The organism is Dactylosporangium sp. CA-052675 (assembly GCF_050947935.1).
GTDB lineage: Bacteria > Actinomycetota > Actinomycetes > Mycobacteriales > Micromonosporaceae > Dactylosporangium.
On sequence record NZ_CP192010.1, the window covers coordinates 7,518,296 to 7,540,568 of the forward strand.

At 73.9% G+C, this 22,273-nt stretch carries 23 protein-coding genes; 7 read left to right on the forward strand and 16 right to left on the reverse strand.

The genetic code is table 11. From position 1 onward, the window contains the following. Positions 1-89: 89 nt before the first annotated feature. Positions 90-944, reverse strand: a complete 855-nt coding sequence (locus ACQP1P_RS33490; protein ID WP_433077052.1) for a PIG-L deacetylase family protein — start codon at positions 942-944, stop codon at positions 90-92. A gap of 78 nt (positions 945-1,022) precedes the next feature. Between ACQP1P_RS33490 and ACQP1P_RS33495 the strand changes: the two genes are divergently transcribed. Together ACQP1P_RS33495 and ACQP1P_RS33500 are read left to right on the forward strand one after the other, a co-directional pair. Further along, entirely contained in the window at positions 1,023-2,279 is a 1,257-nt protein-coding gene (locus tag ACQP1P_RS33495) for a hypothetical protein (RefSeq protein WP_433077054.1), read from the forward strand. Between the two features lie 4 nt (positions 2,280-2,283). Further along, positions 2,284-2,796 carry a DUF3995 domain-containing protein gene (locus ACQP1P_RS33500; RefSeq protein ID WP_433077056.1) on the forward strand — a complete coding sequence of 171 codons (513 nt, stop codon included), beginning with the start codon at positions 2,284-2,286 and terminating at the stop codon, positions 2,794-2,796. Here the strand turns inward: ACQP1P_RS33500 and ACQP1P_RS33505 are convergent. Genes ACQP1P_RS33505 through ACQP1P_RS33515 form a run of 3 tightly spaced genes read right to left on the reverse strand, consistent with a single transcriptional unit; the run spans position 2,793 to position 6,234 of the window. After that, complete coding sequence (locus ACQP1P_RS33505) at positions 2,793-3,869, reverse strand: alanine racemase (protein ID WP_433077057.1); 1,077 nt, start codon at positions 3,867-3,869, stop codon at positions 2,793-2,795. The two genes, ACQP1P_RS33500 and ACQP1P_RS33505, sit on opposite strands and share 4 nt — an antisense overlap. Further along, a complete protein-coding gene (locus ACQP1P_RS33510; RefSeq protein WP_433077059.1) occupies positions 3,866-4,702 on the reverse strand; it encodes an amidohydrolase family protein in 837 nt (278 codons plus the stop codon). The genes ACQP1P_RS33505 and ACQP1P_RS33510 overlap by 4 nt, the downstream gene beginning before the upstream one ends. Then, complete coding sequence (locus tag ACQP1P_RS33515) at positions 4,699-6,234, reverse strand: N-acyl-D-amino-acid deacylase family protein (protein WP_433077061.1); 1,536 nt, start codon at positions 6,232-6,234, stop codon at positions 4,699-4,701. Before ACQP1P_RS33515 ends, ACQP1P_RS33510 begins: the two co-directional genes overlap by 4 nt. A 45-nt stretch (positions 6,235-6,279) precedes the next feature. Between ACQP1P_RS33515 and ACQP1P_RS33520 the strand changes: the two genes are divergently transcribed. Continuing rightward, positions 6,280-6,660, forward strand: coding sequence for a RidA family protein (locus tag ACQP1P_RS33520; protein ID WP_433077063.1), 381 nt, complete (start codon positions 6,280-6,282; stop codon positions 6,658-6,660). Here the strand turns inward: ACQP1P_RS33520 and ACQP1P_RS33525 are convergent. From ACQP1P_RS33525 to ACQP1P_RS33565, 9 genes are all read right to left on the reverse strand, one after another. Continuing rightward, on the reverse strand, positions 6,657-7,520 hold the full coding sequence (locus tag ACQP1P_RS33525) for an IclR family transcriptional regulator (protein ID WP_433077065.1): 864 nt from the start codon (positions 7,518-7,520) through the stop codon (positions 6,657-6,659). The genes ACQP1P_RS33520 and ACQP1P_RS33525 overlap by 4 nt on opposite strands. A gap of 19 nt (positions 7,521-7,539) precedes the next feature. Continuing rightward, positions 7,540-8,529: an ABC transporter ATP-binding protein gene (locus ACQP1P_RS33530; RefSeq protein ID WP_433077067.1), complete on the reverse strand. Its 990-nt coding sequence runs from the start codon at positions 8,527-8,529 to the stop codon at positions 7,540-7,542. After that, positions 8,526-9,503, reverse strand: coding sequence for an ABC transporter ATP-binding protein (locus ACQP1P_RS33535; RefSeq protein WP_433077069.1), 978 nt, complete (start codon positions 9,501-9,503; stop codon positions 8,526-8,528). Before ACQP1P_RS33535 ends, ACQP1P_RS33530 begins: the two co-directional genes overlap by 4 nt. Further along, positions 9,500-10,390: an ABC transporter permease gene (locus ACQP1P_RS33540; protein ID WP_433077071.1), complete on the reverse strand. Its 891-nt coding sequence runs from the start codon at positions 10,388-10,390 to the stop codon at positions 9,500-9,502. The genes ACQP1P_RS33535 and ACQP1P_RS33540 overlap by 4 nt, the downstream gene beginning before the upstream one ends. Beyond that, positions 10,387-11,346 (reverse strand): ABC transporter permease, encoded by a 960-nt coding sequence (locus ACQP1P_RS33545; protein WP_433077072.1) that lies wholly within the window; start codon positions 11,344-11,346, stop codon positions 10,387-10,389. The genes ACQP1P_RS33540 and ACQP1P_RS33545 overlap by 4 nt, the downstream gene beginning before the upstream one ends. Before the next feature lie 67 nt (positions 11,347-11,413). Further along, a complete protein-coding gene (locus ACQP1P_RS33550; protein WP_433077074.1) occupies positions 11,414-13,009 on the reverse strand; it encodes an ABC transporter substrate-binding protein in 1,596 nt (531 codons plus the stop codon). A gap of 51 nt (positions 13,010-13,060) precedes the next feature. Then, entirely contained in the window at positions 13,061-13,858 is a 798-nt protein-coding gene (locus ACQP1P_RS33555; RefSeq protein ID WP_433077076.1) for a fumarylacetoacetate hydrolase family protein, read from the reverse strand. Between the two features lie 37 nt (positions 13,859-13,895). Continuing rightward, positions 13,896-14,783 carry a Gfo/Idh/MocA family protein gene (locus tag ACQP1P_RS33560; RefSeq protein ID WP_433077078.1) on the reverse strand — a complete coding sequence of 296 codons (888 nt, stop codon included), beginning with the start codon at positions 14,781-14,783 and terminating at the stop codon, positions 13,896-13,898. Next, the gene (locus ACQP1P_RS33565; RefSeq protein ID WP_433077080.1) at positions 14,780-15,781 is read right to left on the reverse strand and encodes a Gfo/Idh/MocA family protein; all 1,002 of its coding nucleotides are present in this window, start codon (positions 15,779-15,781) and stop codon (positions 14,780-14,782) included. Before ACQP1P_RS33565 ends, ACQP1P_RS33560 begins: the two co-directional genes overlap by 4 nt. A gap of 227 nt (positions 15,782-16,008) precedes the next feature. Here ACQP1P_RS33565 and ACQP1P_RS33570 point away from each other — a divergent pair, with 227 nt between their 5' ends. From ACQP1P_RS33570 to ACQP1P_RS33580, 3 genes are read left to right on the forward strand one after another with little or no spacing between them, the layout of a single operon-like run. Next, positions 16,009-17,253 (forward strand): aspartate aminotransferase family protein, encoded by a 1,245-nt coding sequence (locus ACQP1P_RS33570; protein ID WP_433077082.1) that lies wholly within the window; start codon positions 16,009-16,011, stop codon positions 17,251-17,253. A 24-nt stretch (positions 17,254-17,277) separates the two neighbouring features. Beyond that, on the forward strand, positions 17,278-17,604 hold the full coding sequence (locus tag ACQP1P_RS33575; RefSeq protein WP_433090204.1) for a histidinol dehydrogenase: 327 nt from the start codon (positions 17,278-17,280) through the stop codon (positions 17,602-17,604). Then, a complete protein-coding gene (locus ACQP1P_RS33580; protein WP_433077084.1) occupies positions 17,601-18,212 on the forward strand; it encodes an SGNH/GDSL hydrolase family protein in 612 nt (203 codons plus the stop codon). The genes ACQP1P_RS33575 and ACQP1P_RS33580 overlap by 4 nt, the downstream gene beginning before the upstream one ends. Here the strand turns inward: ACQP1P_RS33580 and ACQP1P_RS33585 are convergent. Both ACQP1P_RS33585 and ACQP1P_RS33590 read right to left on the reverse strand, forming a co-directional pair. After that, positions 18,199-19,203, reverse strand: coding sequence for a zinc-dependent alcohol dehydrogenase (locus ACQP1P_RS33585; RefSeq protein ID WP_433077086.1), 1,005 nt, complete (start codon positions 19,201-19,203; stop codon positions 18,199-18,201). The genes ACQP1P_RS33580 and ACQP1P_RS33585 overlap by 14 nt on opposite strands. Next, entirely contained in the window at positions 19,191-20,069 is an 879-nt protein-coding gene (locus tag ACQP1P_RS33590) for an SMP-30/gluconolactonase/LRE family protein (RefSeq protein ID WP_433077088.1), read from the reverse strand. The genes ACQP1P_RS33585 and ACQP1P_RS33590 overlap by 13 nt, the downstream gene beginning before the upstream one ends. Positions 20,070-20,091: 22 nt before the next feature. Between ACQP1P_RS33590 and ACQP1P_RS33595 the strand changes: the two genes are divergently transcribed. Then, positions 20,092-21,798: an IlvD/Edd family dehydratase gene (locus ACQP1P_RS33595; RefSeq protein ID WP_433077090.1), complete on the forward strand. Its 1,707-nt coding sequence runs from the start codon at positions 20,092-20,094 to the stop codon at positions 21,796-21,798. Positions 21,799-21,822: 24 nt separating this feature from the next. Here ACQP1P_RS33595 and ACQP1P_RS33600 read toward each other — a convergent pair whose 3' ends face one another. After that, positions 21,823-22,215 (reverse strand): hypothetical protein, encoded by a 393-nt coding sequence (locus tag ACQP1P_RS33600; RefSeq protein ID WP_433077092.1) that lies wholly within the window; start codon positions 22,213-22,215, stop codon positions 21,823-21,825. Positions 22,216-22,273: the final 58 nt, after the last annotated feature.

The window sequence follows — 22,273 nt, forward strand, 5'->3', positions numbered from 1 at the left end:
CGTCCGTGCGGCACAGCCGGGAGTGTGCCGGTCCCGCGCTAGCAGCAGTCGACGCCGACGTGAACGGTGATGATCAGGAATGCGGATGATCAGGACTGCGGTGGCAGCGGGTACTCCTCCCGCAGGCTGATGCGGCTGTACTCCACGTGCCGCACGAGCGGGTCGGCCGCCCGGGCCGCGTCGGTGAGCGGCAGCGTCGCATGGGTCTCGTTGTAGAGGCGGTAGAAGCCCTCGGCGAAGTTGACGCCCGCGGCCCGCCCGGCCTCGCCGTTGGCCGACTCGATGAGCTTGCGGGCGAACAGGCCCGAGTACCCCTGGCTGTCGAAGCAGTCCATCGCCGCGACCTTCCGCCCGACGACGGGCGTGATGTCCACGAACACGTCGTTGCGCACCCCGTACAGGCTCAGCCCGTCGATCGGGAACACCGGCAGGGAGGTGAGGAAGACCTGCTTGACGTGGTACTCGGCCTGCCCGTCGAGGTTGCGCAGGTAGGCCCCGGCACGCCCGAGCGCGGCCAGGACCGTCGTGGTGGCCACGGTGTGCGTGTTGGCCGCCATGACCGGGTTCTGCGGGTAGTCGCAGATGATGACGTCGGGGCGCTCGGCCGCGACGTGCTCCGCGACCGTCTCGACGAGCGACTCGTGCAGGCCGGCCTCGCGGTCGTCGCGGTCGAGGGTGACGAGCCGCGAGATGCCGACGATCTCGGCCGCCCGTTCCAGCTCGCCCTTCTTGAACGCGACGATCTCGTCGAGGCCGGCGCCGGCGATGGCGGCGTCGGGGCGGTCCTTGCGCCATTCCTGCGCGTACCGGTTGGCGTGGATGCGCCCGCCGTGGGTGAGGATGAGCGCGACGATCTCGTCGCCGGCGTCGGCGTGGCGGGCCAGCGTCCCGCCGCAGTTGGTGATGGTGTCCGCGGGGTGCGCGTAGATGGTCATGACCTTCATGGCCACAGCCCATGTGAAATGCCGTTCCATGTCAAGCGGGGCCATCGACGTGCGGCGCGCCGGATAGGGTGGGCGATCATGAGTGACCTCGTTGCGGCATCCGAACGCCTCGACGCCGGCGACCTGAGCGGCGCGATCCGCACGTTGCTGACCGCCGCGGCCGGCGCGCCGGCCGCCGAGCTGGCGGCGCTGCTGGCCCGCGCCGGGCGCCTGGCCGGCTTCGACGACCTGGCCGAGGCGGCCGACGCGGTGGTGACCGATCCCCGCGACGCCGGGCGGCTGTACCAGCTGGGCTGGGCCTGCGTCGAGCGCGGCATCTCCCGGATCGCCATCCCCCTGCTGGAGGCGTCCCTCGACGCGGCACCGGGCGACCGCCGGATCCTGACCGAGCTGACCGCCGCCTACGAGGACGCCTACCGCTACGGCGATGCCGTCGCCGTGCTCGAGGCGAACGACGCCGGCCTGCAGGACTGGCCGGACCGCTACCTGCTCGCCTTCTACAGCGTCATGTCCGGCGACCTGGACCGGGCCCGCCGGACCGCCGGGCGCCTCGCCCCGCCGCCCCCGGACTGGGCGCACGCCCGGGGGCGCCTGTCCGGCATGCTCGAGCGCGCCGCGGCCGTGCCGGGCCCGCTCGACGGGCAGGCGCTGCGCTCCTGGCACTACGTCCTCAACGGCGGCGTCCTGCTGCACCTGTCCCCCTACGGCTTCGACGAGCCGATGCGCGGCCGCTACGCGTACCTGCACGACAGCCCGGCCGCGCTGCGCCGCACGATCGAACGCCTCCGCGTCGTGCTCGAGGCCGCCGGCCCGGCCCCGTCGAGCGTCAGCCTGCTGCCGGACCGGGGCAGCTCGATCTTCGGCCTGGCGCTGGCCTCCGCCCTGGGGCTGCCCGCCCAGCCGTACGCCCCCGGCCGCGCCGGCACGATCATCGCCGCCTACGACCTCGCCGACCCCGCCGTGCCCCGGCAGACGCTGGCCGAGCGCGCGCCGGGCGCGCTGCTCGTGGAGCACGCGACGTCGTGGACGGACCCGGGCCCGGTCGCGCCGGACGCGAGCGGGCTGCTGTACCAGTCGCTGGTGCCCCCGTGGAGCGAGCACACGCGCTTCCCGCCCGGCGGCGAGCCGGAGCCGGTCCCGGCGGACGACCGCCCGGCCGAGGCGCTGGCCGCCGTCGTCCTGCAGACGGCGCCCGACGAGGACGAGGTGGCCCCGGGCGACACCCCGGCGGACCTCGCGGCCTTCGCCGCCGCGCTCACGGCGGGGTGGCCGCTCACCGGCCGCCGCGACCGCCTGTGGTCCCCGGGCCCGGTGCCGAGTGCCCGCTTCCTCTGAACCCGTGCGGCGCTTCGGGCACCGGGCCAGGCCGGGCCCGCCGGCGCAGACCCGTCTCCTCCTGGCCGCCGCGGCCGCGGGCCTCGTCCATGCCGGGTTCAGTCTCTACTGGGCGCTCGGCGGTCGCCGGCTGCTGCCGACGGTCGGCGAGTGGGCGGTGACCTACGCGCGGGAGGCGCCCGTCACCGCCGGCCTGGTGCTGGTCGCCGTCGCCGCGGTGAAATGCGTGGTCGTGGCCGTTCCCCTCGTGGCCGCCGGCAGGCCGGTGCCCCGCCCGGGCGCGTGGCGAGCGTTCGCGTGGCTGGCCGCCGTCGTGCTCACCGGCTACGGGGCGTTGAACTCCATCGTGGCCTGGCTCGTGCTGGGTGGTGCGCTGCGGCCGGAGGGCGGCTTCGACCGGCAGGCGATGATCGGCCACGCCTACCTGTGGGATCCGCTGTTTCTCGTGTGGGGTCTGCTCCTCGGAGCCGGCCTGCTCGCCGGTGGCCGCGGCCGGCGGGGGCGGGCGAGGGTCTAGTACCGGGCGGAGATCTCCCAGCGGGCCTCGACGGTGTCGCCGCGGACCGCGTACAGGTGGCTCCACATGTTCGTGGTGCCGCAGGCGTGGTTCGGCACGATCCGCACCAGGTCGCCGACCGCGAGGCGCCCACCGGGGTCGAGCAGGAAGCCGTGCTCCTCGTTGGCGTCGGCGAACGTGACGTCCGGGGTGCCGACCAGGCCGACCGAGCCCGCCGCGGCGATCGTGTCGGAGCTCATCGCCTTGATCCCGGCGTCGATGATCGGGCGGCCCGCGCGCTGGACCGACACCACGCGGGCGAGGACCGTCAGCGCGCAGTCCTCGATGGTGCAGGAGCCGAGGCGGATCTGGTTGGCGTCGTAGTACACGTAGGTGCCGGGCCGGCCCTCGGTCACGCCGGGCGCGAACGGGGCCGAGGTGGCTCCGGGGGTGCTGCCGACCGAGACCACGTCGATCGCGTGCCCGGCGGCCCGCAGCCCGTCGGCGAGCCGGGCCAGCAGCGCGCCCGCGGTGCGCCCGGCGGCCTCCAGCGACGGCCGGTCCGGCATGGCGGCGAGGTGCCCCTCGTGGGTGAGCAGCCCGCGCAGCCGCAACCCGGGCAGGGCCGCGAGCGAGGCGGCGGTCGCCGGGACGTGCCCGGGTTCGACGCCGAGGCGGGCGTGGCCGGTGTTCACCTCCAGCACGAACGGCACCTCGACACCGGCGGCGGAGGCGGCGGCCGACAGCGGCGCGGCGGCCTCCAGCGAGTCCAGCGCCACGGTGAGGCCGCCCTTGCGCACGGCGTCGACGACGAAGGCGACCTTGGGCGGGCCGACCGGGGCGTGCGCCCACAGCAGGTCGGGCACGCCCGCGGCCTGCAGCCAGGCCACCTCGGCCGGGGTCGAGCAGGTCATGCCCAGGGCGCCCGCGCCGAGCTGGCGGCGGACGACCTCGAGGCACTTGGAGGTCTTGGCGTGCGGCCGCAGCCCCACCCCGGCCCCGCGGAACGCGGCCGCCATCCGGGCGACGTTGCGCTCCAGCCGGTCGAGGTCGACGAGCAGCGCGGGTGTCGGCAGCTCCGCGACGGGGCTCATCCGGCCAGCCCCAGGGCCGCGCGCGGGTCGCCGTCGATGAGCCACTCGACCGTCTCCGGCTCGATGGGCGGCAGGCCGCCCGGGCGCATCCGCGCCAGCCGGTGCAGCCCGTCCTTGGCCTCGGCGGGTGTCCACATCGGATAGTCCGAGCCGAACAGCAGCTTCGGTACGACCCCCCACTCCTGCGCCCGCACCAGCGCCATGAACCCGTCGAGGGGCCGGGCCCACGAGGCCGAGACGTCCCCGAACACGTTGCGGTTCTTGCGCAGCACGACGATCGTCTCGCGCTGCCACGGGTGCCCGAGGTGCGCGATGATCTGCTTGAGCCGCGGGTGCCGGCGGGCGACGTCGTCGACGAGCAGCGGGTCGGACAGCTCCAGGCGCCCCTCGGGGCTGGGCGTGGTGCCCATGTGCCACAGCACGATGAGCCCGGCCTCGGTCGCGGCCCGGAAGAACGGGTCGTGGGCCTCGTCGCGGGCGTCGAAGTGGGCCAGCACCGGGTAGAGCTTGACCCCGCGCAGCCCGCGGGCGATGCCGTCGGCGAGCTGGTCCATGACGTCCGGGTCGGACAGGTCCAGGGCCATGAAGCCGATGGTGTTCGTGCTCGTCCGGGCGACGAAGTCCTGGACGAACTCGTTCGGGGTGAGCACCCCGGCGCGGGTGGCCCGCATGCCGAAGACGAACGCGAGGTCGACGCCGGCCGCGGCCATCGCCTCGTCGTACTGCTCGGGCGTGCGGTCGGCGTACTCGTGGCCGTAGACGGGCTGCCAGTTGCGGTGCCACTCGCAGCCCCAGTGCTCGGCGAGGTGGCAGTGGGTGTGGACGTCGATCATCGCGTGGTTCCTCTCGTGCGGTACAGGACCCGCCCCGCCCGCCGGCCCGTGTGCGTGCCGCGCTCGACGGTCGGCGCGCCACCCACGAGCACCAGGTCGATGCCCGTGGCCAGCTGGTGCGGCGCGGTGAAGGTGGCGGTGTCGGCGATCGTGGCCGGGTCGAGGACGACGACGTCGGCGGGGGCGCCGGGGCGCAGCACGCCGAGGCCGGGCAGGCCGATGCGGCGGGCCGGTTCGGAGGTGCAGCGGCGCACCGCGTCGGGCAGGTCGGTGGCGTAGCGGCTGAGGTACCGCGGGAAACACCCGTAGCTGCGCGGGTGCGGGACCCCGGCGCCGGTGACCCCGCCCGGGTCCAGGGCCAGCCCGTCGGACGCCACCACGGCCGCGGGGTGCGACAGGACCGTGCGCAGGTCGTCCTCGCTGCGCCCGCCGGCGGTCATCATGGCGCCCGCGCCGAGCTCGGCGAGCAGGTCGAGGGTCGCGTCGGCGCCGCCGAGGTCGGCCAGGGTGCGCCCGACGACCGGGTCGGCGTCGCCGCGGCTGGTCCAGCTGACGGTCAGCTCGTCCCAGCCGGTGGGCCGGTCGAGCCAGGCCCGCCTGATCCGGGCCCGGACCGCGGGGTCGCGCAGGCGGGGCGCCCACGCGGCGGCCCCGCCCTCGAGCGCCCAGGCCGGCAGGAGCTGGGACAGGGGCGCGTTGCCGTGCACGTACGGGTAGATGTCGACGCCGATCTCGCACCCGCCGGCGTTGGCGGCGTCGACGAGGTCGAGGGCGCCGCGCACCGCGCCCCAGTTGCGGCGCCCGACGGCGGCCAGGTGCGAGATCTGGGTGCGGGCCCCGGTGGCCCGGGCGACCCGGACCGCCTGGGCGACGGAGTCCAGCAGCCCGTCGTCGTAGCTGCGCACGTGCCAGGTGAAGACGGCCCCGGCCCCGGCGACGACCCGGGCGAGGGCGACGAGCTCGTCCTCGCGGGCGTAGGTCAGCGGCGGGTACACCAGCCCGGTCGACAGCCCCAGGGCGCCCTCGCCGAGCGCGTCGGCGAGCAGCCCGCGCATGCGGTCCAGCTCGGCGGCGGTGGCCGGGCGGTCGTCGAAGCCGCACACGGAGGCGTGCAGCGGGACGTGCCCGACGAGCGCGGCCACGTTCACCGACGGGCGGGCGGCGCGCACGGCGGCGAGGTACCCGCTCAGGTCCCGCCACGGCCAGCCGATCGCCGGGTCGAGGTCGAGGTAGCTCACCGCCTGCCGGATGCCCTCGACGTCGGCGCCGGGCGGCAGCGGGGCCACCCCGAGCCCGCAGTTGCCGACGACCTCGGTGGTGACGCCCTGGTGCACCTTGCTGCGCGCCTCCGGGCCGGACAGCAGCGTCAGGTCGGAGTGGGTGTGCAGGTCCACGAAGCCCGGGCAGACGATCCGCCCGGTCGCGTCGAAGACGGGCGCCTCCGCCGGCAAGCACGGCCCGACGGCCGCGACCACCCCGTCGCGGATCAGGACATCGGCCGTGATCCCGGGCGCGCCGGTGCCGTCCAGCACCGTGCCACCCTGGAGCAATAACGTGGAATGTGGTTCCATCTGCTCATGATCGAGCGCTTCCATCCCGACTCCTTCGCCCCCGTCGCCGTTCCGCTGTCACACGCCACGAAGGCGGGCGGCTTCGTGTTCGTCTCCGGCCAGGTCGCCACGACCGCCGACGGCTCCATCCACCTCGGCGACTTCGAGACCGAGGTGAACCAGACCCTCGACAACGTCGAGACGGTGCTCGCCGCGGCCGGGGCCCGGGTCGACCAGATCGTCAAGGTCGGCGCGTTCCTGTCCAACGCGACCCTGTTCGCCCCGTTCAACGAGGTCTACGCCCGCCGCTTCGGCGCCGCCCCGCCCGCGCGGACCACGGTGGTCGTCGCGTTCGGCCGCGGCGACGTGCGCGTCGAGGTGGAGTGCATCGCGTACGTCGGCCACTAGGGTTTCCCGGCCGGGCGGAGTGAGCGGTGCACGATGCGCAGGGCCGCGGCGAAGTCGGGGTCGTCGGCCATCGCCTTGGCGACCTCGTCCAGCGCGGCGACGTACTCCTGCTGCTTCGGCGCCGTGAACTCCCCCGCCGGCCCCGAGACGCTGACCGCGGCCAGCAGGTCCTGGCCGATGCGCACGCCGACCGCCACGCACCGCAGGCCGGCGCTGCGCTCGTTGTCGTCGAGCGCGTAGCCGCGCCGGGCGATCCGCTTGAGGTCCTTGCGCAGCTCGGCGTGGGTGGTGACGGTGTTCTCGGCGAACGCGGGGAAGGGCTCGGCGGGCAGCAGCGCGGCGACGTCGGCCTCCGGCAGCTCCGACAGCAGCATCTTGCCCAGGCCGGTGCAGTACGTGTGGTCGCGGGCGCCCAGCGCGGTGGTGAACCGCAGCGGGCGGTCCGGCTCGGCGACGCAGATGTGCAGCACCTGGTCGCCGTCGAGCACCCCCAGGTTCGCCGTCTGCCCGGTGCGCAGCGCCACCGGGCGCAGGTAGGCCTCGGCGACCACGGTCAGGTCGAGCGAGGAGACGTACGCGCTGGCGAGCCGCTGCACCTTGTGCCCGAGGCGGTACGAGGGCCGTTCGTCGACCCTGACCACGTACTCCATCTCCGCCAGGACCGCCAGGAGCCGGACGAGGGTGCTCTTGGGCAGGGCGGTGCTCTCGCTGAGGTCGTTGACGGTCAGCGGCTCCGGCTCGGCGGCGAGCATCTCCAGCAGCGCGAGGCCGCGGGCCAGCGCGTTGGCGTGGTAGTTCGCCGACGCCGGCTTGGTGTCGTCGACGGGCACCGGGCGGGCGGTGCGAGAGGTGCGGGCCATGACGGCCTCCTTGCAGCGGCTACGGGGTGGTGGGCAGTTCGGGGAAGTGGCAGGCGCTGGGATGGCCGGCCCCGATGCGATCGATCAGGGTGGGTGTCTCCCGCGCACAGACATCCTGGGCCTTCCAGCAGCGGGTGCGAAATCGGCAACCCGACGGCGGGTCGGCCGGGCTGGGCACGTCCCCGGTCAGCGTGATGCGCTCCCGCTCGTCCCGCCCCACCGGCGAGGGCACCGGGATCGCGGACAGCAGCGCCTGCGTGTACGGGTGGGTGGGGCGGGTGAAGATGTCCGCCCGGGTGCCCGTCTCCACGATGCCGCCCAGGTACATCACCGCGACCCGGTGCGAGATGTGCCGCACGACGGACAGGTTGTGGGAGATGAACAGGTAGGCCAGGCCGAGCCGGTCCTGCAGGTCCCGCAGCTGGTTGACGACCTGCGCCTGCACGGAGACGTCCAGCGCGCTCACCGGCTCGTCGAGCACGAGCAGCCGCGGGTCGAGCGCGAGCGCCCGGGCCAGCCCGACGCGCTGGCGCTGGCCGCCGGAGAACTCGTGGGCGTAGCGGCGGGCGTGCTCGGGGCGCAGCCCGACGAGCCGGAGCAGCTCCGCGACCCGCTCGGCGCCGCCGTCGGCGTAGCGGCCCTGCACCCGCAGCGGCTCGGCGACGATCTCGTGCACGGTCATGCGGGGGGACAGGGAGGCGTACGGATCCTGGAACATGATCTGGATGTCGCGCCGCTTCGCCCGCAGCTGCTTCTGGGGCAGCCGGGCCAGGTCGGCGCCCTCGAACAGGATTCGCCCGGCGGTCGGTTCGAGCAGGCGCACCAGCAGCCGGCCGGTGGTGGACTTGCCGCAGCCGGACTCCCCGACCAGCGACAGCGTCTCCCCCGCGGCCAGCTCCAGGTCGACGCCGTCGACGGCCCGGACCGCCCCGACCTGGCGGCGCAGCACGCCCTTGCGGATCGGGAAGTGCTTCGCGAGGCCTTCCACCTTCAGCAGTGGCTGCGTCATGCGAGCTCCTCGTGGAAGTGGCAGGCGCTGCGCCGGCCGTCGCCGAGGTCCAGCAGCGCCGGGCGCTCGGTGCGGCAGACGTCCCGCGCCAGGGGGCAGCGCGGATGGAACGGGCAGCCGGGCGGCGGCGCGGCCATGTTCGGCGGGTTGCCCGGGATCGGGTCGAGCCGGTCCGTCTCCGTGTCCATGCGCGGGAGGCTGGCCAGCAGGCCCAGGGTGTACGGGTGGCGGGGCCGGCCGAAGAGCGCGTGCACCTCGGCGGTCTCGACGACCCGGCCGGCGTACATGACGACCACCCGGTCCGCGAGCTCGGCCACCACGCCGAGGTCGTGGGTGATGAGGATGGTCGCCGCGCCGGTCTCCCGCTGGGCCTTGCGCAGCAGCTGCAGCACCTGGGCCTGGATGGTCACGTCGAGGGCCGTGGTCGGCTCGTCGGCGATGATGAGGTCCGGGTCGTTGGCGATGGCCATCGCGATCATCGCGCGCTGGCGCATGCCGCCGGAGAACTCGTGCGGGTACTGCCGGGCGCGATGGGCCGCGTCCGGGACGCCGACGAGCGCGAGCAGCTGCACCGCGCGGGCCCGGGCCGCCCTGCCGTCCCGCCGGTCCTGGTGCAGCAGCACGGCCTCGGCGATCTGCTCGCCGATGCTGAGCACCGGGTTCAGCGCGGTCATCGGGTCCTGGAAGATCATGCCGACCGGCCCGCCGCGGATCGCCCGCAGCTGCCGGGGTGACAGCCCGCGCAGGTCCTGGCCGCGGAAGGCGAGCGTGTCCGCGCTGACCCGGGCCGGCGGCTCGCGCAGCAGGCGCAGCACCGACATCGCGGTCACCGTCTTGCCGGAGCCGGACTCGCCGACCACCGCGACGATCTCGCCCTCGTGCACCTCGAGGTCGACCCCGTCGACGGCGTGCACGACCGCGTCGTCGGTGTGGAAGTCGACGCTGAGGTTCTCGATCCGCAGCAGCACGCTCATGACTGCCTCGGATCCACGGCGTCGCGCAGGCCGTCGCCGATGAAGTTGACGGCGAGCACGGTCAGCGCGACCGCGACGCCCGGGGAGAGCCACAGCCACGGCTCGGTGCGGATGACGGTGAGGCTCTGGGCGTCGGTGAGCATGTTGCCCCAGCTGGCCGACGGCGGCTGCACGCCCAGGCCGAGGAAGGACAGCGTCGCCTCCAGCGCGATCGCCTGGGCGACGGCCAGGGTCGCGGCCACGCTGACCGGGGGCAGCGCGGCGGGGATGATGTGCCGGCGCAGCAGCCACATCGGGCCGGCGCCGGTGGCCCGGGAGGCCAGGACGTACTCCTGCTCGCGCAGCGACAGCGTCACCCCGCGCACGATCCGGCCGCAGACCGGCCACTGGAACAGGCCGATCGCGATGACCATGGTGACCACGCTCGGGCCGAGGATGCCGGCGACGACCACGATGACGACCAGCGACGGGAACGACATGAACACGTCGGCGACGCGCATGACGAGCCCGTCGGCCCAGCCGCCGAGCAGCCCGGCGATGCCGCCGAGCACGGTGCCGACGACCACGGCGAGGGCGGCCGAGGCGATGCCCACGCCGAGCGACACGCGCCCGGCGAACAGCAGCCGGCTGAACACGTCGCGGCCGGTGGAGTCGGTGCCGAGCCAGTGCTCCCCCGACGGCGCGGCCCGCGCGGCGAGCAGGTCGATCTGGTTGGGGTCGTGCCCGGACAGCGGCCGGGCGAACAGCGCCGCCAGCACCACCAGGAACAGGAACACGAGGCTGGCCAGGGCCACCGGATGCCTGCGGAACCGCCGCAGCGCGCCGCGGCGCGGGGTCGCCTCGCCGCCGCCGAGGTCGGCGGCCTCGTCCGCCACCTGGATCGTCATCGCAGCCTCACCCGGGGGTCGACGAGCGTGTAGAGGACATCGGCGAGCAGGTTGGACAGCAGCACGAGGATCGCGATGAGCAGCGCGAAGCCGATGATGACCGAGTAGTCGTGCTGGTTGACCGAGCTCACCGCGAGCTGGCCCATGCCGGGCCAGGCGAAGACCTGCTCGATGACGACCGCGCCCGCGAGCAGCTGGGGCACGTTGGACGCCACGACGGTCAGCAGCGGGATGAGCGAGTTGCGGAAGGCGTGGCGCAGGACCACGCGGCGCGGGGGTGCGCCCTTGGCCTCCGCGGTGCGCACGTAGTCCGCCTGCAGCTCGGTGATCATGGAGCTGCGGACGTACCGCATGAAGGGCCCCGAATTGCCGAAGCCCAGGATGAGCGCGGGCAGCACGAGGTGGCGGATCGTGTCCAGCAGGCTCGGCGCGGCCGGGTCGGAGATGCCCGACGACGGCAGCCACTGCAGCTTCAGCGTGAACAGGTAGATGGCGATCAGCGCGACGAAGAACACCGGGATCGACACGGAGCCGAGACTGACCACGGTCGCGGAGTAGTCGACGACCGAGTTGCGCCGGCGGGCGGCGGCGATGCCGAGCGGGATGGCGACCAGCAGCGAGATGACGAGCGCGACGCCCATCAGCTCGATCGTGGGGCCGATGCGCTCGCCCAGCACCTCGGTGACGGCGCGCCCGTTGAGCAGCGAGTAGCCCAGGTCGCCGCGCACGGCGCCGGAGAGCCAGTGCCAGTACTGCACGACCACCGACTGGTCCAGGCCGAGCTCGTGGCGCTTCTGCGCGATGAACTCGGCGCTGCCGGAGTTGAGCTGGTCCGCGGGGACCTGCATGGCGATCGGGTCGCCGGGGGTCTTGTGCACCAGGCCGAAGATCGCGACGGTGATCAGGAAGAAGACCAGCACGTTGACCAGCAGCCGGCGGACGAGGTATGCGCCCAAACTCGCTCACACTCCCTTACTCGTGAGGGGCCGGGCGGGTGCGCGTGCCCCCGCCCGGCCACGGCCGTCAGCCGGTGATGCTCCAGCTCGCCGGGTCCCAGAAGTTCGCGTCCTGCGAACCGGGGGCCCGGAAGCCCTGGACCTTCTTGCTCACGCCCCACAGGCCGTACGGGTTGTACAGCCACATGAGGTCGGCCTGCGCGTTCTCCTCGCTCGCGGCCTGGTCGTAGAGGGCCTTGCGCGCGCCGGCGTCGACGGTCTGGTTCGCCTGCGTCATCAGCCCGTCGAGCTTCTGGTCGCAGAAGAAGCTGATGTTGCCACCGGCCGGGTACTGCTGCGCGCAGGCGGTGATGACGTTGATCGACGAGGAGTCCACGGCGTAGTTGCCGCCGCCGTAGAGCGTCATGTCGTAGGACTTGTCCTTGTAGGTGCCGGCGATCTGGGCCGCCTGGATGTTCACCAGGTTCACCTTGACCCCGACCGCGGCGAGCTCGCTCTGCACGATGGTCGCGGTGGCGTCGCGGTCGCGCTGGCCGTGCACCCACTGCAGGTTCACCGTGCGGTTCGGGTCCCAGCCGGCCTCGGCGAGCAGCTGCTTGGCCTTCTCGACGTTCTTGGCGTAGTCGTTGAGGCCGGCCGGCTCGTTGGCCTTGGCGAAGTTCGACAGCCGCACCTCGCCCTTGCCCATGAGGACCGTCTTGACGATCTGCTGGCGGTCCACGGCGTAGAGCAACGCCTGGCGGACGCGGACGTCCTGGAAGTAGGGCTTGGACTGGTTCAGCGCCATGCGCACGAAGCCGGCGCCGGGCTTCTCCTGGGTGGTGACACCGCTGAAGCCGGCGACGGTGGCCGCGTCGGTCGGCGAGAAGGAGGCGATGTCGATGCCGCCGTTGCCGAGCTGGGCGGTGGCGACGTCGGACGTCATCGGCTTGAGGTAGACGTCCTGGATCTTCGCCGGGTTGCGGTAGTTCGGGTTCGCGGTGACGTGGACGTACTGGTTCGTCTTGTACTCGGCGAAGGTGTAGGGGCCCATGCCGACCGTCGGCTTGCGGAAGAACTCGTTCTTGGCCACGGCTTCGGGGGCGTCCTTGCCGAGGATGTGCTCGGGCAGGATCCACGGGGTGCCGATGACGGCCATCAGCCCGAAGTTGGGCGCGGCGGCCTTGATGACGAACGTGTTGTCGTCGGGCGCCGAGAAGCCCGAGATCGTCGTGCTCTTGCCGGAGGTGAGGTCGGCGACGCCGGCGACCCCGCTGTAGCTGCCCGCGGTGGCGCTGGTCGACTTCGGGTTGGCCAGCAGGTTGTAGGTGAAGAGCACGTCCTTGGAGGTGAACGGCTGCCCGTCGCTCCACTTGAGGCCCTTGCGCAGGTGGAACGTGAAGGTGGTCGCGTCCGGCGACACGTCGTAGCTCTCGGCCAGGCGCGGCTGGAGCTTGTAGTCCGGGTCGACGGCGAGCAGGCCCTCGTAGACGAAGGACATCACCTGCGAGTCGGCGCCGTTGAGCGGGGCCAGGGGGCTGAAGACGCCGGCCGGCTCCTGGTAGAGGTACACGTTGAGCGACGACTTGCCCGGTGCGGAGGTCGTGTCCGGCTTCGGGCCGGTGCAGGCGGCGACGGCGAGCAACGCCACCGCGGCGGCACCGGCAAGGAACACCCGTTTCATGGGCACCTCTTTGTATCGGGGGGTTGGCACGTGCGAGGGTGGGGCGCGGCCTCAGGCCACCGTGTTGCGCAGTGTTCCCAGGGGGCCGAGGTCGACGGTCATCTCGTCGCCGGCCCTGAGGTACTCACCGGTGGCGGCCCCGACGCCGGAGGGGGTGCCGGTGAGGATGACGTCACCGGGTTCCAGGGTCATCAGCCGCGAGGCGTGGGCGATCAGCTCGGCCACCGTGAAGATCATGTCCCTGGTCGAGCCGAGCTGCTTGGTGACGCCGTTGACGTCGAGGCGCACCGGGATCGCCTGGGGGTCGCCGATCGCGTCGGCGCTGAGCAGCCACGGGCCGAGCGGGGCGAATCCGTCGCACCATTTGCCGGCCAGCCAGTCGAAGAACCAGACGGCCTTGTCGTCGGTGTCGCGCTGGAAGCCGTAGTCCATGCTGCGCGCGGACACGTCGTTGGAGGCCATGTAGCCGGCCACGTGATCGAGGGCCTCGTCGGCCGTGACGTCGCGCGCGGTCCGGCCGATCACGACCGCCAGCTCGGCCTCCCAGTCGATCTCGTGGCTCACGTCCGGCAGCGGGATGACCGCGCCGGGGCCGACGATCGAGGTGGGGGGCTTGAGGAACAGCCGCGGCGACAACCGGCTCTTGTCCAGGGGCTCGCCGCCGGTCTCGGTGACGTGGTCCTGGTAGTTGGCCGCGGCGGCCAGCAGCTTGCCCGGCCGCCGCAGCGGGGCCAGCAGGCTGACGTCGGCGAGCCTGACGCCGCGCCCTTCGTCCACACCGGACAGTCCGCGCTCGACCAGCGCCTGGAGGTCGCCGTCGCCGAGCTCGGCGATCGTCTCGTCGTCCACCAGGCGGCCGTGGCGAACGGCTCCATCGCGAAGATAGCTAACGAATCGCATCGAGTCGCACTCCCCGGCCCTCGTTGATGGACTGCTGCGCCGCCTCGACGATCCGCTGCGCGCGGACCGCGTCGCGCGGGCCGAGCTCGGCCCGGCCCGTGCGGATGCCCGCCGCGAGCACGTCGAGCAGCGTGTCGACGGTGCCGGGCCCGATCCACGCCCGGGTCGTCGCCTGAGCGGTGGAGACCTCCAGCGCCGGGCGTGTGGCGTCGATGAGGAGCACGCCGTGGGAGCCGCTGACCCGATAGCGGTGCAGGAGCAGGCCCGCGGGGGCCGTGCCGTGCACCGGCGGCACCCGGCCCACCACGATGGTGCTGGTGACGCCGTGCTCGTGGTCGAGCTGGAGGGTGTCGAGCGGGCCGCCCGTCGCACGGACGCCGGTCACCGCGAGGCCGAGCAGGTCGCAGACGATGTCGATCGGGTACAGCCCCAGGTTGAGCAGTTCCCCGCCCGGCCCCGCGCCGCCGACGAAGTCCCCGCCGGCCACGATGAAGTCGCACTGCACGTTCCACGGCAGCCCGACCCGTCCGGCCCGGATGGCGGCCTTCGCCGAGCGCAGCGCGCCGCCCAGCCGCTGATGGTGAGCCGGGACGACCACGACGTCGTGCTCCTCGGCCAGCTTGGCCAGGCGCAGGCACTCGGCGGCCGTGGCGGCCAGGGGCTTGTCGGCCAGCACGTGCCGGCCGGCCCGGATCTCCCGCTCGATGGCCGCGGCCCGCTCCGGCAGCGGCAGCGCCACGCTCACGGCGTCGGCCTCCTCGTCGTCGCCGACGACGGTGAACCCGGGGTGCCGCTCGAACGCGGGCCGGTACATGTCGCGCTGGTGGTTCTGGGTCCCGATCCCGGCCTCGCCGAGCAGCCGCACGCGGATCATGCGAGCACCTCGTCGAGGGTCACGCGCTCGCCGGTGGCGATGGACCGCTCCGCGGCGACGCCCATGGCGACCGCGAGGACCGCGTCCTCCACGGGCATGAGCGGCGCCGCGCCCCCGATGCTGTCCAGCCAGGCCCGCAGCTGCAGCGCGAAGCCGTTGCCCCCGGCGGCCGGCACGAGGGCCGGGCCGTGCTCGGCGTGCAGCACCGCGGCCTCGCCGTCCCAGTCCTGCCGGACGGCACCCCCCGTGCCCGCGACGAACAGCTCCCGCTGGTTGAACGAGCCCGGCCGGTGCGCCCGGCTCATCTCACACACCGCGGTGGCCCCGTTCGCATAGTCCACCACCATCTCCAGGTAGTCGTAGATGCCCAGGTCCGAGGCGGTCTGCCGGTGGCCGCGGGCGCTCACGGCGACCGGCCGGGCGTCCAGCCACCAGGTCGCCAGGTCGAGCAGGTGCACGCCGTTGTGCAGGGCGTGCCCGCCCGACTTGGCCGGGTCGGCGACCCAGGCGCTCCAGTCGGGCCAGATCCAGCCGCCGAGGATCGCCAGGCGCACCAGGAACGGCTCGCCGATCCCGGCCACGGCCGCCTTGACCGCGCGGCCGTAGTCGTAGGCGCGGTGCGTGTGGGCGGCCGCGAGGACCAGGCCTTTTCCGGCGAACGCGGCCTGCAGGGCCCGCGCGTCTGCCACCGTGGTGGTCAGGGGCTTCTCGATGAGCAGGTGTTTGCCGGCGCCGGCGACCGCGGCGCCGATCCCGGCGTGCGTGAAGTTGGGCGTGCACACGATCGCCGCGTCGACGCCGGGCCAGGCCAGCGCCTGGGCCAGGTCGCTCGCGTGTGGGATGCCGCCCTGCGAGCGGGCGAACGCGGCGGCGCGGCCCGGGTCGACGTCGACGATCCCGGCGATGCGGGCGCCCGGCGTCACGGCCACGGCGGCGCTGTGCGCGTCGGCGATGAACCCGGCGCCGACCAGCAGGATGCCGATCCCGTCACTCGCCACCTGGCCTCCCCCCGCCGCGTCCGGCGCTTCGTTTGGAACGTGGTTTCATGTCGCACCATCGTGGGTCGGCCGCGAAGTGCTGTCAAGGTCCACTCGGCAAACATGGAACGCCTTGCCATGTTGTCGCGCCGTGCTCTAGCGTCCCCGGCATGCCCTCTGCACAACGACGGGTCTCCCCACTCGGACAAGCGATCGCGGAGCGGGCGGCCCGAGTCATCCCCGGCGGCGTGAACTCCTCGACCCGCTACATCGGCGATCCGTACTCCTTCGCCGCCGCCGACGGCGCCTACGTGACCGACGCCGACGGCCGGCGCTACCTCGACTACCACGCCGCGTTCGGCGCGATCCTGCTCGGCCACAACCACCCGGTCGTCAACGACGCCGTCCGGGCCGCCCTCGGCGGCGTCGACCTCACCGGGCTCGGCGTGACCGAGGGCGAGGTCGAGCTCGCGGAGCGGATCGTCGACATCATCCCGTCCGCCGAGTCGATGATCGCGACGATGAGCGGCTCGGAGGCCACCGCCCAGGCGATCCGCCTGGCCCGGGCCGTCACCGAGCGCGACCTCATCATCAAGTTCCAGGGCGGCTTCCACGGCTGGACCGACGCCGTGGCCCGCAACGTCATCTCGGCCCCGGAGAAGGCCTACGGCCGCGACCCGCTCTCCCGCGGCATCCTCGACCAGAACATCGACGCCACCCTCATCGCCGAGTTCAACGACCTCGGCTCCGTCGCCGGGCTCTTCGACGCCCACCCCGGGCGCGTCGCCGCGGTCATCCTCGAGCCGATCCCGCACAACGTCGGCGCGCTGCTGCCCACCCAGCAGTTCGTCGAGGGCCTGCGCGCGCTGACCCGCGACCGGGGCGCCCTGCTCATCTTCGACGAGGTGATCACCGGCTTCCGCCACGCGCTCGGCGGCTACCAGCAGGTCGTCGGGGTCACCCCGGACGTGACCACGTTCGGCAAGGGCATGGCCAACGGCTTCCCGATCGGCGGCGTCGCCGGCCGCCGGGACCTCATGGAGCGCTTCAACGGCCGCGGCGGCGACGTGCTCATGGCGGGCACGTTCAACGGCAACCCGGCCGCCTGCGCCGCCGCCCTGGCCACCATCGGCTACCTGCGCGACCACCCGGACTTCTACACCCGCACCCACGCGCTGGGCGCCCGGATGCGCGACGGGCTCGCCGCCATCGTCGCCGAGCTCGGCATCGAGGCCACGGTGGCGGGCTTCGGCGGGGTGTTCGCGCTGTACTTCGCCAAGGCGCCGATCCTCGGCTACCGCGATCTCATGCGCAACAACGACGCCGCCTACGTCGCCTTCCACCGCGGCATGACCGAGCGCGGGTTCCTCATGCTGCCGATGGCCCTCAAGCGCAACCACGTGAGCGGTTCGCACACGGAGCGGGAGATCGACCTGACGCTGGAGGCCGCCCGCGAGGTCCTCGCCTCCCTGCGCCCGCTGCTGGAGGGCTGATGATCCTCAAGGGCCCCTCCGGTCCTGCGAAGCAGTCGCCGGACGTCGCCGCTCTTCCTCGGCGAGGGCACCTGCGTCTCCTACGGCGACAAGGTCATCGGCACCAACCACACCCTGCCGACGCGGGGCGCGGCGCGGTACACCGGCGGGCTGTGGGTCGGCAAATACCTCAAGACGGTGACGTACCAGGAGGTGCTCTCACCGGATTCGAGCGCCGAACTGGGCCGTCTGTGCGGCCGCGCGCCCCGCGTCGAGCTGTTCGAGGGCCACGCGCGCTCGGGCGACGTGCGCGCGGCCAAGTACGCCGGCGATCCCCTGCCCTGGGCCCCGCCCGGTATCTTCTCCGCATGATCTTCGACGACGGCCAGCGGGTCCTGTTCATCGGCGACAGCATCACCGACTGCGGGCGGACCGGCCCGCTGGCCCCGTACGGCGACGGCTACGTCAACCTGCTCCGCGCCCTGGTCACCGCCCGGCACCCGCAGACCGGCCTGACCTGGCTGAACCGGGGCGTCTCGGGCGACACCGTCCGGCACCTGCGGGCCCGCTGGGCGCGCGACGCGGTGGCCGAGCGCCCGGACTGGCTGTCCGTCATGATCGGCATCAACGACGTGTGGCGCGCCTTCGGCGACCGCCCGCACGAGGCCGTGCCGATCGACGAGTACGAGTCGACCCTGCGCGGCCTGCTGTCCGAGCTGGACTGCCGGCTCATCGTCGCCACGCCCTACCTCATCGAGCCGGACCCGACCGACCCGCAACGCGCGCGCAGCGACCGCTACGCGGCCGTGGCCCGGCGCGTCGCCGCCGACTTCGGCGCCCTGCTGGTCGACACGCAGGCCATGTTCGACCGGCTGCTCGAGCACCGGGGCGCGGCGGCCTGGGCCCCGGACCGGGTGCACCCGGGCCTGGAGGGTCACGCGGCCCTGGCGCTGGCCTTCCTCGACGTCATCGAGGCGTAGGGTCGACCAGCAGCTTCGGGCCGGGGCCGGCCGTCGCGGGCCGGCGGCCGGCCAGGGCCTCGGCCACCGCGTCGAGCGCGATGGTCGCGCCGACGAGCGGGCGCGGGTCGACGGAGCCGTCCGCGAAGGCGGCGATCGCGCCCGGCAGCCCGGCCGAGGCGCCGAGGATGCCCACCACCGTCACGTCCTTGAGCGCGATCTCCCGCGTGTCCACGGTGCTCGGCACGCCCGACAGTCCGATGTAGACGATCCGGCGGCCGGGCTCGACCAGGTCCAGGGCCCGGCCCGGGGCGGCGGGATCGTTCGTGGCGTCGATGACCGCGTCCCACGTCTCGTGCGCGCCCGCGCCGCCGGCGAATCCCAGGGAGCGGGCGAGGGCGATCTGGTGCGGCTCACGGCCCAGCAGGTGGACCTCGACGCCCCGGGCCCGCGCGAACAGCGCCGCCAGCAGGCCGATCGTGCCGGTGCCGAGCACCAGCAGGCGCTCGCCGGGCCGCAGCCGGGCCGCTTCGACGCTGCGCAGGGCGTTGCCGCCCGGCTCGACCAGGGCGCCGAGGGTGGCGTCCAGCGACTCGGGCAGCCGGTGCAGGGTGTGCGCCGGGACGGTCAGGCGCTCGGCCAGGGCGCCCGGGACCCCGCCGCGGATGCCGACCTCGTCGCGGTCCGCGCACACGTGGTGGCGGCCCGAGCGGCAGCGCGTACACCGGCCGCAGCCGATCATCGTGTCGCCCGTGACGCGGGCGCCCAGCCATGCCGGGTCGGTGCCGGGGCCGAGCGCCGTCACGGTGCCGCACCACTCGTGGCCGGGGCGCACCGGGTACGTCGTGATCCCGGTCTGCAGGTAGCTCAGCTCGCCGGTGAAGAGCTCGACGTCGGTGCCGCAGATCCCGGCCCGTTCCACGTCGACGAGCACCTGGCCGGGGCCCGGCACCGGGTCGGGGACCGTGCGGACCTCGGCCGCGCGCGGCCCCGTGAGCACTAGCGCGCGCACGCCGGCGGCACCCACAGCGGCGTCGGCAGGCCCCGCGCGCCCACGGACGCGGTGAACAGGCGGCCCGCGTCCGGGAACGCCGCCCGGCGCTCCCGCGGCATGCCCCGCGCCGCGGTGGTGATCACGAGGACGTCGCCCGCGAAGGCGACGCTCGACGTGTTCGGCGCGGGGACCGTCACCACGGCGAGCAGCGCGCCCGCCGGGGAGCGGCACTCGACCCGGGCGCCGCCCCAGACCGCGATCCACAGGTTGCCGTCCGCGTCGACGCACAGGCCGTCGGGGTGCCCGTCGGCGATCGTGAGCAGGTCGCGCCGCTGCCCCACGGCGCCGGTGGCCACGTCATAGTCGCGCACGTGCACGACCCCGGGCAGCGTGTCGACGCTGTAGAACAGCTCGCCCGACGGGCTCCAGGCCAGCCCGTTGGACAGGTCGAGGTCGGCGTCGAGCACCGTCACGCCCGCGTCGTCGAGTCGCACCAGGACCTCCTCGCCGCGGCGGTCGTCCTGGGCCAGGCTGCCGACGAGGAACCGGCCCGCCGGGTCCACGGCGCCGTCGTTCAGCCGGCTGTCGCGGCCCTCGGGCAGCACCCGGGCGACCGTCGAGCGGGTGCCGTCCAGCGCGACGGCGGTCAGGGTGTGCCGCTCGGCGACGAGCAGCGAGCCGTCCCCGGCCACGGCGACCGCCCCGACGGTGTCCTCGAAGGTCCAGGACCGCCCGGCCCGCACGCCCTCGTCGTCGAGGAAGCCCTCGTGCACGGTGTTGGCCAGGATGTCGACCCACAGCAGCCGGGAGCGGGCCGCGTCCCACACGGGCCCCTCGCCGAGCGCATAGGAATCCGTCGAAGCCGGGATGGCACTGAACTCCATCTCCGGATAGTAGCCTCGGACCATGCCCGCACGACGCAGCGCGCAGTGGTACTCCGGTGACGACCGCAACGCCTACATCCACCGCGCCTGGATGCGCCGCGGCCTGCCCGGCGACGCGTTCGACGGCCGCCCGCACATCGCGATCGCCAACACCGCCAGCGACCTGACCCCCTGCAACGCGCACCTGGACGAGGTCGCCCGCAGCGTGGCCAACGGCGTCTACGAGGCCGGTGGCATCCCGCTCGACCTGCCCGTGATGTCCCTCGGCGAGACCCAGGTCCGGCCGACGGCGATGCTGTGGCGCAACCTGGCCGCGATGGCGACCGAGGAGATGCTGCGGGCCAACCCGATCGACGGCGTGGTGCTGCTCGGCGGCTGCGACAAGACCATTCCGGCGCTGCTCATGGCCGCGTGCTCGGTCGACCTGCCGGCGGTGGTGGTGCCGGGCGGGCCGATGCTCACGGGCACGTTCCGCGGGGTACCGCTGGGCTGCGGCACCGACGTGTGGAAACTCTCGGAGGAGGTGCGGGCCGGCACGCTGTCCGAGCGCGCGTTCCTGGACTCCGAGTCGTCGATGATCCGCAGCCGGGGCCACTGCAACACGATGGGCACGGCCTCGACGATGGGGCTGCTCGCCGAGGTCCTCGGCATGACGCTGCCGGGCATCGCCGGCATCCCGGCCGCCGACAGCCGCCTGCTCGCCGCCGCCCACGCGACCGGCGTCCTCGCCGTCGGCCTGGTGGACCGGCAGCGCCGGCCGAGCACCGTGCTGACCAAGGCGTCCTTCGAGAACGCGATCGTCGCCCTGGCCGCCCTGGGCGGGTCCACCAACGCCGTCGTGCACCTGCTCGCCATCGCCGGCCGCGCGGGCGTCGAGCTCACCCTGGACGACTTCGACCGGGTCGGCGCGGCGGTACCGCTGCTGGTGGACCTGCAACCGGCGGGCCGTTTCCTGATGGAGGACCTGCACCGGGCGGGCGGCCTGCACGCCGTGCTCGCCGAGGTGTCCGACCTGCTCGACCCGGCGGCGCTGACGGTGACCGGCCGGCCGCTGCTCGCGGAGCTGGCCGAGGCGGCGATCTGGGACCGCGAGGTGATCCGCCCGCGCGCGCAGCCGCTGCGCCCGGCCGCCGGCATCGCCGTGCTGCGGGGCAACCTCGCCCCCGCCGGCGCGGTGATCAAGCCGGCCGCCGCCTCCCCGCACCTGCTGCGCCACCGCGGGCCGGCGGTCGTGTTCGACTCGGTGGAGGACCTGCACGCCCGCCTCGACGACCCCGGTCTGGACATCACCGCCGACTCGGTGATCGTGCTGCGCGGCTGCGGCCCCAAGGGCTACCCGGGCATGCCGGAGGTCTCGAACACCCCGATCCCGGCCAAGCTGCTGGCGCTGGGCGTGCGCGACATGGTGCGGGTGTGCGACGGGCGGATGAGCGGCACGGCGTACGGCACCGTCGTGCTGCACGTCGCCCCCGAGGCGGCCGCGGGCGGGCCCCTGGCCCGGGTCCGCACCGGCGACATGATCGTCCTGGACGTCGAGGCGCGCACGCTGCACTGCGAGGCCGACCTCGACGCGCGGGAGCCGTCGCCGGCGTTCCTGGCCGCCCTGGCCGAGCCGCGGCGGGGCTGGGAGCGGCTGTACGTCGACACGGTGCTGCAGGCCGACACCGGCGCGGACCTGGACTTCCTGGTCGGCGCGAGCGGCGACCGGGTCGCCCGCGAGTCCCACTGACCCCCGCGCGCGGCCCGGCGCCGGCTATCGCATGTGGCCCGTCAGAGCGGTGGTGTGCATCTCGTACGCGCTCTCGGCGTGCGTCACCAGGTCCAGCCCCGCGTGCTCGTCCTCGGCCGCGACCCGGAAGCCGACCAGCCGGTCGACGCCCTTGGCCAGCAGCCACGTCACGCCGAACGCGTACGCGGCCACGACCAGCACCGCGAGCGCCTGGCGCCCCAGCAGGTCCACCCCGCCGCCGTAGAACAGCCCGCGCGGGCCGCCGGTGACCGCCGCGGTCGCGAGCAGCCCGATGAGCAGCGTGCCGATGAGCCCGCCCACGCCGTGCACGCCGGCCACGTCGAGCGAGTCATCCCCCTCGATCTTCGACGGCCGGGTCAGCGTGCCCGGCGACCGTTTCGCTGGGAACTCGCACAAGTTTCCGAGGTGTTACCTATGTCGCAGATCAGTTACGTGCTCGTCACGCGGGAAGGGA

Bases quoted from the DNA above. Each gene is read 5' to 3' on its own strand.
- ACQP1P_RS33490 (WP_433077052.1), bottom strand. From the start codon at position 944: ATGAAGGTCATGACCATCTACGCGCACCCCGCGGACACCATCACCAAC.
- ACQP1P_RS33550 (WP_433077074.1), bottom strand. From the start codon at position 13,009: ATGAAACGGGTGTTCCTTGCCGGTGCCGCCGCGGTGGCGTTGCTCGCC.
- ACQP1P_RS33525 (WP_433077065.1), bottom strand. From the start codon at position 7,520: ATGGCCCGCACCTCTCGCACCGCCCGCCCGGTGCCCGTCGACGACACC.
- ACQP1P_RS33560 (WP_433077078.1), bottom strand. From the start codon at position 14,783: ATGATCCGCGTGCGGCTGCTCGGCGAGGCCGGGATCGGGACCCAGAAC.
- ACQP1P_RS33540 (WP_433077071.1), bottom strand. From the start codon at position 10,390: ATGACGATCCAGGTGGCGGACGAGGCCGCCGACCTCGGCGGCGGCGAG.
- ACQP1P_RS33535 (WP_433077069.1), bottom strand. From the start codon at position 9,503: ATGAGCGTGCTGCTGCGGATCGAGAACCTCAGCGTCGACTTCCACACC.
- ACQP1P_RS33510 (WP_433077059.1), bottom strand. From the start codon at position 4,702: ATGATCGACGTCCACACCCACTGCCACCTCGCCGAGCACTGGGGCTGC.
- ACQP1P_RS33580 (WP_433077084.1), top strand. From the start codon at position 17,601: ATGATCTTCGACGACGGCCAGCGGGTCCTGTTCATCGGCGACAGCATC.
- ACQP1P_RS33495 (WP_433077054.1), top strand. From the start codon at position 1,023: ATGAGTGACCTCGTTGCGGCATCCGAACGCCTCGACGCCGGCGACCTG.
- ACQP1P_RS33505 (WP_433077057.1), bottom strand. From the start codon at position 3,869: ATGAGCCCCGTCGCGGAGCTGCCGACACCCGCGCTGCTCGTCGACCTC.
- ACQP1P_RS33520 (WP_433077063.1), top strand. From the start codon at position 6,280: ATGATCGAGCGCTTCCATCCCGACTCCTTCGCCCCCGTCGCCGTTCCG.
- ACQP1P_RS33530 (WP_433077067.1), bottom strand. From the start codon at position 8,529: ATGACGCAGCCACTGCTGAAGGTGGAAGGCCTCGCGAAGCACTTCCCG.
- ACQP1P_RS33595 (WP_433077090.1), top strand. From the start codon at position 20,092: ATGCCCGCACGACGCAGCGCGCAGTGGTACTCCGGTGACGACCGCAAC.
- ACQP1P_RS33590 (WP_433077088.1), bottom strand. From the start codon at position 20,069: ATGGAGTTCAGTGCCATCCCGGCTTCGACGGATTCCTATGCGCTCGGC.